This window comes from Sphaerisporangium sp. NPDC049002 (genome assembly GCF_040649355.1).
In the GTDB taxonomy this organism is placed as follows: domain Bacteria; phylum Actinomycetota; class Actinomycetes; order Streptosporangiales; family Streptosporangiaceae; genus Sphaerisporangium.
Map to the genome: position 1 here is coordinate 19,013 of NZ_JBEZFH010000009.1, position 12,263 is coordinate 31,275.

At 70.3% G+C, this 12,263-nt stretch carries 8 protein-coding genes; 6 read left to right on the top strand and 2 right to left on the bottom strand.

Annotation, left to right across the window (positions count from 1 at the left end):
* Window positions 1–73: 73 nt before the first annotated feature.
* Together AB0B89_RS03750 and rfbC are read right to left on the bottom strand one after the other, a co-directional pair.
* The gene (locus tag AB0B89_RS03750; RefSeq protein ID WP_358547606.1) at window positions 74–1,771 is read right to left on the bottom strand and encodes a DUF4082 domain-containing protein; all 1,698 of its coding nucleotides are present in this window, start codon (window positions 1,769–1,771) and stop codon (window positions 74–76) included.
* A 328-nt stretch (window positions 1,772–2,099) separates the two neighbouring features.
* The gene (gene rfbC, locus AB0B89_RS03755; protein ID WP_358547608.1) at window positions 2,100–2,696 is read right to left on the bottom strand and encodes a dTDP-4-dehydrorhamnose 3,5-epimerase; all 597 of its coding nucleotides are present in this window, start codon (window positions 2,694–2,696) and stop codon (window positions 2,100–2,102) included.
* 170 nt (window positions 2,697–2,866) lie between these two features.
* On the opposite strand from rfbC, the gene AB0B89_RS03760 reads away from it, so the two are divergent.
* The 6 genes from AB0B89_RS03760 (at window position 2,867) to AB0B89_RS03785 (ending at window position 12,235) form a co-directional block, all read left to right on the top strand.
* Window positions 2,867–3,526: a class I SAM-dependent methyltransferase gene (locus AB0B89_RS03760; protein WP_358547610.1), complete on the top strand. Its 660-nt coding sequence runs from the start codon at window positions 2,867–2,869 to the stop codon at window positions 3,524–3,526.
* 306 nt (window positions 3,527–3,832) lie between these two features.
* Window positions 3,833–7,873 carry a DUF4082 domain-containing protein gene (locus tag AB0B89_RS03765; RefSeq protein ID WP_358547613.1) on the top strand — a complete coding sequence of 1,347 codons (4,041 nt, stop codon included), beginning with the start codon at window positions 3,833–3,835 and terminating at the stop codon, window positions 7,871–7,873.
* Between the two features lie 84 nt (window positions 7,874–7,957).
* Entirely contained in the window at window positions 7,958–8,995 is a 1,038-nt protein-coding gene (locus AB0B89_RS03770) for a Gfo/Idh/MocA family oxidoreductase (protein ID WP_358547616.1), read from the top strand.
* Entirely contained in the window at window positions 8,992–9,960 is a 969-nt protein-coding gene (locus AB0B89_RS03775; RefSeq protein WP_358547618.1) for an NAD-dependent epimerase/dehydratase family protein, read from the top strand. Before AB0B89_RS03770 ends, AB0B89_RS03775 begins: the two co-directional genes overlap by 4 nt.
* Window positions 9,957–11,117 (top strand): glycosyltransferase, encoded by a 1,161-nt coding sequence (locus AB0B89_RS03780; RefSeq protein WP_358547621.1) that lies wholly within the window; start codon window positions 9,957–9,959, stop codon window positions 11,115–11,117. The genes AB0B89_RS03775 and AB0B89_RS03780 overlap by 4 nt, the downstream gene beginning before the upstream one ends.
* Complete coding sequence (locus tag AB0B89_RS03785; protein WP_358547624.1) at window positions 11,114–12,235, top strand: DegT/DnrJ/EryC1/StrS family aminotransferase; 1,122 nt, start codon at window positions 11,114–11,116, stop codon at window positions 12,233–12,235. Before AB0B89_RS03780 ends, AB0B89_RS03785 begins: the two co-directional genes overlap by 4 nt.
* The last annotated feature ends 28 nt before the right edge of the window (window positions 12,236–12,263 follow it).

The window sequence follows — 12,263 nt, forward strand, 5'->3', positions numbered from 1 at the left end:
CATCGCCGCATGAGGAAGCCCTCCACGGAGATCCGTGGAGGGCTTCCTCATGCGCTGTGAACTACGGCCGGGCTCAGCCGCCCTCGGGTACGGCCTTGCCGTCCTCCCAGACGTTGCCCTTCCACTCGTTTCCCGGCGCGCCCTTGTCCCAGTAGGCCACGGGGCCGTTGTAGCCGCCCTTGGCCCACACGTCGCGGCTGAAGACGTTGTTGATGACCTTGATGTTGGACGAGGTGCCCTTGCTACCCGCGCCGCCGTAGAGGGAGTAGCCTCCGCCGGCCAGGAAGTTGCCCTCGACGGTCACGTTGCGGACCACCCCGAAGTCCTGGAAGAGCGCAATCGCACCCGTCTGCTCCAGGGTGTTGATGACCGTGTTGCCGCGGATCACCAGCGTCTTGCCCGACGGCGGCCCGCTCGTACACATGATCATGTCGGTGTGGTCGCCGGAGAAGTACTTCGGATCGTGGAGGTAGGAGTCCTCCACCAGGCCCTGCTCGGTCAGGATGCCGTTGCTGATGGTGTGGATGTCGACGCGCCTGACCGTCAGGTCGCCGCCCTGGTTCAGGATGGCGAACTGGGTGCGGTCCTTACCGTTGCCGAAGATCTCGCTGTCGACCACCGTCAGGCCGCTGTGGCCCTGGCGCTGGATGATTCCCCAGTCGCCGGGCGACGCCGCCAGGCGGGTGTTCTTGATCGTCACGTTGTCGGCCTCGACGTTGATCTCGCCGCTGACCTCCATGCCGTCGATCACCGTGCCGTCCTTGGTGACGGTGATCGACTTGCTCTGCTTGAGGTTCGTGCCGGAGGGCACGCCGGTGTCGGAGGCTCCGGGGAAGCCACCGGTGGGCGGAGGCGTCGTCGTCTGGGTCGGCTTCGCCGTGGGCGTGGGGTCCTTGGTCGGCTGGTTCGTCGGGTTCGCGGTGAGCGACGGCTTCGGCGACGGACTGGGGCTCGACGTGCGCGTCCTGGTCGGGGTCGCCGTCGGGGTGCCCGGGCCGGACGCCGTGGGCGTCGAGGTGACGCCGTCGGACGGCCCGCCTGACTCGCTGACCGTGGGGGTCGCGGAGCCGTCGGGCTGGGACGTCGGCGGGACGCTCGGGTCGCCCGTCGTGGGGGTCACGGTCGGGCCGGCCGTGACGCCGTCGGTGGGCTGCTGGGTCGGCCGGGGGATGTTGCGGCGTTCCCGGTGCCGGAAGACGACGTCGACCCAGTAGTTGACGTGCGCCCGGTGCCGCCGGGACGGGAAGGCCGCCTTCGCGGTGGGGGCGAACACGCCCGCCTGGGCGGTGAGCGGGCCCACCGTGACGGGGTCTTCGAGGGCTCCGGGAGCGGCGACGTACCCGCCGTTCTTCGTGTGGTACGAGACGGTGTAGACCCGGCCCGCGACGATGGGCACCGGCTCGGAGAACAGCGCCTGCTGCCAGCCGCTGCGGCTCTCGCCGGTGAAGGTCACCTTGGCGAGGAGCTTCCCGTCGGCGTCCCACAGGCTTCCGCGGTGCGCGCCGCGCTCGGAGGCGGGCTTGTAGAACCGCACGCCGGCGACCTCGCCGTCACGGCTGGCCTTGAACCGGGTGCCGAGCTCCAGCGGGGTGTTCTCGGCCTGGGTCTTGCCCTTCACGGCCTTCTGCGACTTCCAGAGACTGGACTCCAGGGTCACCTCGGCCGCGACGGGCGCGGCGTTCGTGGTCGGGGCGGGAGCGTCGGACCCACGGTTGACGACCACCACCGTGACGGTCGCCCCCAGCAGCACGGCGGCGGCCAGCAACGACACCCGTCCCACGACGGGGAACCGGGAAGACCCCGCGGACCCTGTTTCAGCGGACGCCGACCGGCGCCGGCGGCGCGGTCCGTCCGAATGTCGGGAGTTGCTCACTGGCCCAAGCCTCCACCTCCGGCGCCCGGGCGCCGGACTCCTATCATGTTTCAGTGCGAGGCTATTGTTGCGGTTGGGAAACGATGAGACAACCCGATCCAGCCCTTTATCCGGTTAATCGGCCGAATACAGTATGGAAACCTTGATTTAGGCAACACAATTAGACTATCCATCGCGGCCAAAACCCCGCGTCACACCATGATCACACCGTGTGCGGCCTCACAGGTCAGCGGACGCGCAGCCCCGCGTAGTACGCCTGGCAGTCCTCGTACCGCGGCAGGAGACCTTTCTCCATCGCCTGCGCGAGCGTCGGGGCGGCGACGTCCTTGGGGGACATCAGCGGCTCCAGCTCCGCCGGCCAGGCGATGCCGAGCTCCGGGTCCAGCGGGTCCACCCCGTGCTCGCGCGCGGGGGTGTACGGCTCGGAGCACACGTAGATCACGGTGGCCTGCTCGCTCAGCACCATGAACGCGTGGCCCAGCCCCTCGCTGACGTAGACGCCGCGCCTGTTGTCGTCGTCGAGCTCGATGGCCTCCCACTGGCCGAAGGTCGCGGACCCCACCCGGACGTCCACCACGACGTCCAGCACGCTGCCGCTTACGCAGGTGACGAACTTGGCCTGGCCCGGCGGCACGTCCGCGAAGTGCACGCCGCGCAGGACGCCACGCCGGGAGACCGAGTAGTTGGCCTGGGCGAGGTTCAGCCCGTGGCCGGTGACAGAGGACAGCTCGTCCGCCCGGAACCACTCCAGGAACGTTCCTCTGTCGTCTTCGTGGACGGCCGGGGTGTACAGATACGCGTCTTCGATGCTCAGTTGCTCCACGGTGCCAAGGGTCGCACCTCTCATCTCAGTGCGCTATCGAATGGCACCAGTGCCCACTGTGGCCGGACGCGTTCTGCGATAGTTGGGCGGTCTCGTTGGAACGTGCCGAATCCGGCAGATCCACGGCCACCAGCCGCCGTGCCCCCACGAACTCCCCGCCAAGGAGAAGCATGAGCCGTCTGAACGCTCTCCGGAGCCGCTTCGTCGACGCCCCCGACTCGCTCGGCGCCAAGGCCCGGGCCCGGCGCTGGGACTGGTTCGCGCAGAGCTTCCCCGACCTCGGAAGCATGTCGGTCATCGACCTCGGCGGCACGGCCAGCGCCTGGCTGCGGGCGCCCGTGCAGCCGGCGCACGTGCAGATCGTCAACCTGGAAACGCCCCCGGCCGACCTTCCCGGGTGGTTGAGGGCCGACGTGGCCGACGCCTGCGACCTGTCGGCGAGAATCCTCGACACCCAATATGACCTGGTGTTCTCCAACGCGGTCATCGAGCACGTCGGGGGGCACCTGCGCCGTCAGCTCTTCGCCGACGCGGTCCACCGGCTGGCGGAGCGCCACTGGGTGCAGACGCCGTACCGCTACTTCCCCGTGGAGCCGCACTTCCTGTTCCCGGGGTTCCAATATCTCCCCATCGCCGCACGTACGGCCCTCCTGCGCCGCTGGCCGCTGGTCCACACCCCCACCTCCGACCGGGATGCCGCGCGCAACATCGTCATGGAGGTGGAACTGCTCAGCATCACCGAGATGCGGCACTACTTCCCGTCGTCGGAAATACGTTTCGAACGGCTGGCCGGGCTGGTGAAGTCCGTGCTCGCCATCAAGGAGAAGTAGCGCGAAAGGCGCCGTACACGGTGCCTTTCCCCGCCATTCAATTTCTCGAAATATCAGCCGAAGCGAATATGTGCGACAGGCGCCCGGATGCCTCGACCATCACACTTCGCGACACGACGGCTCCCCAGCGTCACGACTCCCGCTCCCCGGCCTCACCGTCCACCCCTTACTGCTGTGACCACTGATGCGCCAGTTGGTGTAGTCACGTAAACCGAGCTCATCGCCTGGACGTCGATTCGTCGGGACCACGCTCTCTGCGTGAGCACCACCGGGGCATCCGACCCTCTCAAGTCACGTGGGAGCTTCATGAAACCGCGCAGGGCCGCGCGCCGACACAGGTCGGCAATCGCAGCAGCAGCGTTCACGCTGGCCGCACTACTGACGGCCCCCGCCACGCCGGCGCAGGCGATGGGCCCGTGCGACGCGGGCGGCAACAAGATCACCTGTGAGAACAGCCTCACGGGCAACGACCGTACGGAGTGGGACACCAACCCGCACGGCACCGTCGAGGGCTACGGCGACCAGATGAGCGTCAACGTCGGTCAGACGGTGAACTTCAAGGTGCGGTCCGCCGCGCTGAACCTCCAGGTGGACATCTACCGGATGGGCTACTACCAGGGGAACGGCGCCCGGAAGATCATATCGGTCCCCGCCACGACCTCGGTGTCCCGCAACCAGCCGAGCTGCCCCGAGAACACCACGACCGGGGAGGTGGCCTGCAACTGGGGCACCGTCGCGAGCTGGACCGTTCCCGCCACAGCCGTCTCCGGCATCTACTTCGCCCACGTGATCCGCACCGACACCAACGACGACACCCACATCGTCTTCGTGGTCCGTGACGACGCCCGCGCCTCCGACGTGCTCTTCAGGACCTCCGACACCACCTGGCAGGCGTACAACTCCTGGGGCGACATCCCCGCCACGGAGGACAACCCCAACAAGATGCTGAACAGCCTCTACCGGGGCGACAGCGTCGTGACGCCGGGAAGGGCCGCCAAGGTCAGCTACAACCGGCCGTTCAACACCCGCGAGTCCACCCCGTGGGGCCGCGACTTCGTGTTCGCCAACGAGTACCCCATGGTCCGCTGGATGGAGGCCAACGGTTACGACGTGTCGTACATGTCGTCGCTGGACGCGGCGCGAGCGCCGTCCAGCCTCCTCAGCCACAAGACGGTGCTGTCGGTCGGCCACGACGAGTACTGGTCGGGCGAGGAGCGCACCGCCTTCGAGGCCGCCCGTGACCATGGCGTGAACCTCGCGTTCTTCAGCGGCAACGAGGTCTACTGGAAGACCCGCTGGGAGAACGGTTACCGCACGCTGGTCTCGTACAAGGAGACGCACGCGAACGCCAAGATCGACCCGACCCCCAACGTGTGGACGGGCACCTGGCGCGACCCGCGGTTCAGCCCTCCGGCCGACGGCGGCAAGCCGGAGAACGCGCTCACCGGCACCCTGTTCACGGTCAACTGCACCACCTCCAACGACGGCTGCGCGGCGATGCCGCTGACGGTGCCCGCCGCCGACGGCAAGATGCGCTTCTGGCGCGGCACGTCCGTGGCCTCGCAGTTCTCCGGATCGATCAGCATCCCCGGTCTCGTCGGCTACGAGTGGGACGAGGACGTCGACAACGGCTTCCGGCCCAAGGGCCTCGTGCCGATGTCGACCAGCACGGCCACGGCCGAGCAGGTGCTCATCGACTACGGCACCAACGTCGCCCAGAAGAGCGCCACCCACCGCATCACGCTCTACCGCGCGCCGAGCGGCGCCCTGGTGTTCAGCGCGGGCACGGTGCAGTGGACGTGGGGGCTCGACGGCGAGCACGACAGCTACAACGAGACCGACTACAGCGACACCCGGATCAAGCAGGCGACGGTCAACCTGTTCGCCGACATGGGCGTGCAGCCCAAGTCGCTCACCTCGGGGCTGAACGCGGCGACGAAGTCGGCCGACACCACGGCGCCGACCGCGGCGATCACCTCCCCGGCCGTGAACGCCGGCGTGAACAACGGCTCGACCGTCACCGTCAGCGGCACCGCCGCCGACGTCGGCGGCCAGGTCGGCGGCGTCGAGGTCTCCACCGACGGCGGCACCACCTGGCACCCGGCCACCGGGCGCGCAAGCTGGACCTACTCGTGGAAGGTCAACGGGGTCGGCGCGACGACCATCAAGGTCCGCGCGGCCGACGACAGCGGCAACGTCGGCGCCGAGACGTCGAGGAGCGTCACCGTCGCCTGCCCGTGCAGCCTGTTCACCTCCTCCGCCGTCCCGGCGAACCCGTCCGAGAACGACGGCAGCGCGCTGGAGCTCGGCGTTCGCTTCAAGTCGGCGGTCAGCGGCTACGTGACCGGCGTCAAGTTCTACAAGGGCACCGGCAACACCGGGACGCACACCGGCACCCTGTGGGGCGCCGACGGCAGCCCCCTGGCCACCGGCACCTTCACCGGGGAGAGCTCCAGCGGGTGGCAGACGCTCTCCTTCGCCTCGCCGGTCCACATCACGGCCAACACCGGCTACGTGGCCTCCTACTACGCGCCGAACGGCCACTACGCCGCCGACGCGAACTTCTACCGCTACCAGCCCACGGTCAACGCGCCGCTCACGGCGCCGAAGGCCACCGAGACGGAGGGCAACGGCCTCTACCGTTCGGGCGCGGGCTTCCCCAACCAGTCGTACAACGGCGGCAACTACTACGTCGACGTGGTGTTCACCATCAACGACGTCTACCCGCCCGCGGCCACCTCGGCCACGCCGGTCCCCGGCTCCTCCAGCGTGCCGACCACGGTCCAGCCGAAGGTCACCTTCGGCGAGCCCGTCCAGGCCGGCACCGCGACGTTCACGCTCAAGGACGCCACCAACGCCAGCGTCGCCGGCACCGCCTCCCTCGACGCCGGCCGCACCTCGCTGACGTTCGTGCCCGCGGCTCCGCTGGCTCCGGGCGAGCGGTTCACGGTCTCGGTCTCCGGCGCCAAGGACGACGCCGGCAACACGATGACGCAGCCGTACACCTTCGCCTTCACCACGGCGAAGACCTGGACGGCCGGCGTCTGCCCGTGCAGCCTGTGGCCCGACGTCACCGTGCCGGACGTGCCGAGCGTCAACGACACCGGCTCGCTTGAGCTGGGCGTGAAGTTCCGGGCCACCACGGACGGCTTCGTCGAGGGCATCCGGTTCTACAAGGGCGCCGGCAACACCGGCACCCACAGCGGCACCCTATGGAACGCGGCGGGCCAGGAGCTGGCCACGGCGACGTTCACCGACGAGTCGACCCAGGGCTGGCAGGAGGTGTACTTCAACACCCCGGTGCCGGTGACCGCGAACACGACGTACGTCGCGTCGTACCACGCCCCCAACGGGCACTACGCGGGCACCTCCAACGGGCTCGCCTCGGCCGTGACGGCGACCCCGCTGCAGACGCTCCCAAGCGCGTCGAGCGGCGGCAACGGCGTCTACAAGTACGGCGCGCGGTCGTTCCCGACGGACTCGTGGGGCGCCACGAACTACTGGGTGGACGTGGTGTTCAGCAGGCTCGCCGACACCACCGCGCCGTACATCACGCTCAAGTCGCCCGACCACGGCGGCACCGGCGTGGCCACCGGCACAGCGGTGACGGCGACGTTCAGCGAGCCGATCAAGGAGAACACCGCGACGATCACGGTGAAGAACGCCGCGAACCAGGCGGTGGCGGGCACCCGTTCACTCAACGGGGCGCGCACGCTGCTCACCTTCACCCCGGACAGCCCGCTGGCCGGGAGCACCACGTACACGGTGACGGTGACCGGCGCCCAGGACGACGCCGACAACTCCATGGTCACCACATCATGGTCGTTCACCACCGGCGGCACGATGAGCTGCCCGTGTACCATCTGGGCCAGCAACGCCACCCCGGCCAACCCGTCGGTCAACGACCCCGACGCGGTGGAGCTGGGCGTGAAGTTCACCGCCGAGATGGACGGCGCGGTCACCGGCGTCCGCTTCTACAAGGGCGCCGGCAACACCGGGACCCACGTGGGCAACCTGTGGAGCTCCACCGGCACCCTGCTGGCCACCGGCACGTTCGCAGGCGAGACGGCCTCCGGCTGGCAGACGCTGACCTTCGCCGCTCCGGTGAGCGTCACCGCCGGCCAGGTGTACGTCGCCTCCTACCTCGCGCCCGACGGGCACTACGCGGGCGACGGCGGCTACTTCAACTCAGGGCCGTACGACAACTCGCCGCTGCACGCGCTGGCCAACGGGGGCCCGGCGGGCGGCAACGGCGTCTACAGGTACGGGACGTCCTCGGGCTTCCCGACCGCCACCTACAACGGCGCGAACTACTGGGTGGACGTGCTGTTCACCCCGGCGAGTTAGTCCCTTCATCCGCGTGCGGTTCGATCGCCTCAGCCGAGGTGGTCGAACCGCCTTGGTAGACAAGAGCAGAAAAAGGAGATCCGTGTGACGTCGATCGGCCTTGCCGTGATCGGTGCGGGCTACTGGGGCCCGAACCTGGTGCGGAACGCGATGGCCACCCCGGAGCTGCGCCTTGAGTGGTTGTGCGACCTCGACGAGGAGCGTGCCAAGGCGGTGCTCGGCCGGTACACCACGGTGAGGGCGACGTCATCGGTAGAGCAGGTGCTGAAGGATCCGGCGGTGGAGGCGGTCGCGATCGCCACCCCGGCGCGGACCCACTTCGACCTGGTGCGCGCCGCCCTGGACGCCGGCAAGCACGTGCTGGTGGAGAAGCCGCTGACCCCGACCTACGAGGAGGGCGCCAAGCTCGTCGCCCTCGCGGAGGAGCGGGGCCGGGTGCTCATGCTCGACCACACCTTCTGCTACACCCCGGTGGTGCGCAGGATCCGCGACCTGATCGCCTCGGGCGAGCTCGGCGACGTGCAGTTCGTCGACTCGGTGCGCATCAACCTGGGCCTGGTCCAGCCCGACGTGGACGTGCTGTGGGACCTCGCGCCGCACGACCTGTCGATCCTCGACTTCGTGCTGCCCGAGGGCGTCACCCCGGTGGCGGTGGCGGCGCACACCTCCGACCCCATCGGCGCGGGGCGGCCGTGCCTGGCGTACCTGACCCTGTGGCTGTCGTCGGGGGCCATCGCCCACGTCCACGTCAACTGGCTCAGCCCGACCAAGATCCGTACGACCGTGATCGGCGGGTCGCGCCGCACGATCGTGTGGGACGACGTGAACCCGGCCCAGCGCCTCGCGGTGTACGACCGGGGGGTCGACCTCGCGACCGCCGGGGAAGACGTGCGCCGGGCGGCCCTCATCTCCTATCGGACCGGTGACGTCGTCGTACCGGCCCTGCCCGAGCGGGAGGCGCTCAGGGGCGTGATGCACGAGTTCGCGGCCTCGATCAAGGAGGGACGGGCCCCGCTGACCGACGGCCGGTCGGGGCTCCGCGTGCTCGCTCTGCTGGAAGCGGCAGGGCGGAGCATCCAGAATGACGGCAGACGAATCGACCTGGGGGGATCCGCTCGATGATTGAGAACAGCCGCTGTCTGGTGACCGGGGGCGCGGGCACGATCGGCTCCACGATCGTGGACCAGCTCCTCGCGGCGGGCGCGGGCGAGGTCGTCGTGCTCGACAACTTCGTCCGGGGCCGCAGGGCCAACCTGGCCAGGGCCGAGGAGATCGCCGAGGGCCGCCTGCGCGTGGTCGAGGGGGACATCCGCGACACCGCGCTCGTCCGCTCGGTGACCGAGGGCATGGACCTGGTCTTCCACCAGGCCGCCATCCGGATCACGCAGTGCGCCGAAGAGCCCCGGCTCGCCCTCCAAGTGCTGGTCGACGGCACGTACGAGGTCGTCGAGGCCGCGGCCGACGCCGGGGTGCGCAAGGTCATCGCCGCGTCCTCCGCCTCGGTCTACGGCCTGGCCACCGAGTTCCCGACGCGCGAGGACCACCACCCGTACGACAACGACACCCTGTACGGCGCGGCCAAGACCTTCAACGAGGGTCTGCTGCGCAGCTTCCACGCCATGCGCGGGCTCGACTACGTGGCCCTGCGCTACTTCAACGTCTACGGCCCCCGCATGGACATCCACGGCCTCTACACCGAGGTGCTGATCCGCTGGATGGACCGCATCGAGGCAGGTCAGCCGCCGCTCATCCTCGGCGACGGCCTGCAGACCATGGACTTCGTGTACACCGAGGACATCGCCCGCGCCAACCTGCTGGCGGCGTCGAGCGACGTCACCGACCAGGTCTTCAACATCGCCAGCTCCACCGAGACCAGCCTGCGCGGGCTCGCGGAGACCCTGATGTCGGTCATGGACGCGACCGAGCTGGGCCTGGAGTTCGGCCCGGCGCGCGCGGTCAACGGCGTGACCCGCCGCCTGGCCGACGTCGGCGCGGCGGCCGAGCGGCTCGGCTGGAAGGCCGAGGTGGACCTCGAAGAGGGCCTGCGCCGCCTCGTCGCCTGGTGGCGCGCCGAGAAGACCCGGTGAACGACCTGCTCGTGTACGGCGCGGGCACGCGCTACGACGGGGTGAGCGGCACCGACCGGCACATGGCCGACCGGCTGAGCGAGTACCTCGACGTGCTCTACGTCGACCCGCCGCGCCCCGTGCGCTCCGGGATTCGCGACCCCGAGACCGGTGAGGCCGGGCACGTGCTGCGGCGGGTCCGCACCGGCCTGTGGCGGCTGAGTCCGGTCGCCCCGCCCGCCGCGTACCGTCCGGGGGTCGACCGCGTCACCGCGGCGCTCGCCCGTCAGGCCGTACGGGCCGCCGCCAGGAAGGCCGGGGGCACGATCACGGCCGTCGTCGTGGCGGGCACGACCGACCTGCTGGACGTGGCACGGGGGGCCCGGACGCTGAGGTACGTCACCGACGACCTGGTGGCGGGCGCCTCGCTGATCCGCATGTCGGCCACACGGCTGGCACGGGCCGAGAGCAGCATGACGTCCCGGGCCGGCGCGGTCGCCGTCGTCTCCCCCGACCTGGTGGAGCGCGTCGCGGGGCTCGGGCGCGCGGCGACCCTGGTGCCCAACGGGTGCGACGTCGCGGCGTACGCCGCCGTGGACGGCGCGCCGCTTCCCGCCGATCTTCCCGCCGAGCTGGCGGGGACACCGGTCGCCGGGTTCGTGGGGCACATCAACGCCCGCATCGACATCGCCCTTCTTGAGGCCGTCGCCGGCACCGGGGTGCCGCTGGTGCTGGTCGGCCCTAAGGCGGGCGACTACGAGCCCGAGCGGTGGCCCCGGCTCGCCGGGCGGCCCAACGTGTACTGGGTGGGGCGCAAGCCTTACGAGGAGCTGCCGTCCTACCTGCGGCTCATCGACGTCGGCCTGACGCCGTACGCCGACAGCGCGTTCAACAGGGCGAGCTTCCCGCTGAAGACGCTGGAGTACCTCGCGGCGGGGCGCGGGGTGGTCTCCACGGAGCTGCCGGCGACCGCCTGGCTGGACGCCGGGCCGCTGATACCCGTCGCCAGGACCCCTGAGGAGTTCGCCGCCGCCGTGACGGCGGAGCTGCGCGCTCCCCGTACGGCCGCGCTCGCCGAGCGCCGGCGGGCCTTCGCGGCGCGGCACGACTGGACCCAAAGGGTCCGCCGGTTGGCGGGCCTTCTCGACTTGGAGATCAAGGAGGTGGCCGGGCGATGATCCCGGTGATGCGGCCGTGGTTCGGCCCGGAGGAGGAAGCCGCCGTGGGCGAGGTCATCGCCTCCGGCTGGGTCGCGCAGGGGCCGAAGGTGGCCGAGTTCGAGCGGGCCTTCGCGGCGAGCGTCGAGGCGGGTCACGGGGTGGCCGCCTCGTCCTGTACGACCGCCCTGCACCTCGCGCTGGTGCTGGCGGGTGTGGGGCCGGGCGACGAGGTGGTGGTGCCGTCGCTGTCGTTCATCGCGACCGCGAACGTGGTCCGGTACACCGGCGCCACGCCGGTGTTCGCCGACGTCGACGCGGCGACGGGGAACCTCACCGCCAAGACCGTCGACGCCGCGCGCTCGCCCCGCACCCGTGCGGTGATCGTCGTACACCAGGCGGGCGTGCCCGCCGACGTCGAGGAGATCCGCGCCGCCCACGAGGGGCTGACGCTGGTCGAGGACGCCGCCTGCGCCGCCGGCTCGATCTACCGCGACCGGCCCGTGGGCGCGGGCTCGGCCGTGTCCGCCTGGTCCTTCCACCCGCGCAAGCTGCTCACGACCGGCGAGGGCGGGATGCTCACCACCGACGATCCCGAGTGGACGACCCGGGCGCGCCGGCTGCGCGAGCACGCCATGAGCGTGAGCGCCGCGGAGCGTCACGCCAGCGGCTCCACCGCGCCCGAGGAGTACACCGAGGTCGGGTTCAACTACCGGATGACCGATCTGCAGGCCGCCGTGGGGCTCGTGCAGCTGCGCAGGCTCCCCGAGCTGATCGCCCGCCGCCGGGCGCTGGCGGCGCGCTACCAGGAGCTGCTGGCCGACATCCCTGGCCTCGCCACGGTCCGCGACCCCGCGTACGGGAGGTCGAACTTCCAGTCGTTCTGGATCGCGCTCCCCGACGACTTCCCGATGGGCCGCAACGAGCTGCTGGGCTTCCTCGCCGAGCGGGGGATCTCGGCCCGCCGTGGCATCATGGCCGCGCATCTGGAGCCCGCCTACGCGGACGTACTGGCCGCCGAGCTTCCGGCGACCGAGTGGCTGACCCGCAACTCGCTGATCCTCCCGCTCTTCCACGCGATGACCGAGTCCGAGCAGGACCAGGTCGTCGAGGCCCTGCACACCGCCGCGGCACTCTGACCGGTGCATCCCCTCGCCATGGAGACCT

Bases quoted from the DNA above. Each gene is read 5' to 3' on its own strand.
- AB0B89_RS03765 (WP_358547613.1), top strand. From the start codon at position 3,833: ATGAAACCGCGCAGGGCCGCGCGCCGACACAGGTCGGCAATCGCAGCA.
- AB0B89_RS03775 (WP_358547618.1), top strand. From the start codon at position 8,992: ATGATTGAGAACAGCCGCTGTCTGGTGACCGGGGGCGCGGGCACGATC.
- AB0B89_RS03785 (WP_358547624.1), top strand. From the start codon at position 11,114: ATGATCCCGGTGATGCGGCCGTGGTTCGGCCCGGAGGAGGAAGCCGCC.
- AB0B89_RS03760 (WP_358547610.1), top strand. From the start codon at position 2,867: ATGAGCCGTCTGAACGCTCTCCGGAGCCGCTTCGTCGACGCCCCCGAC.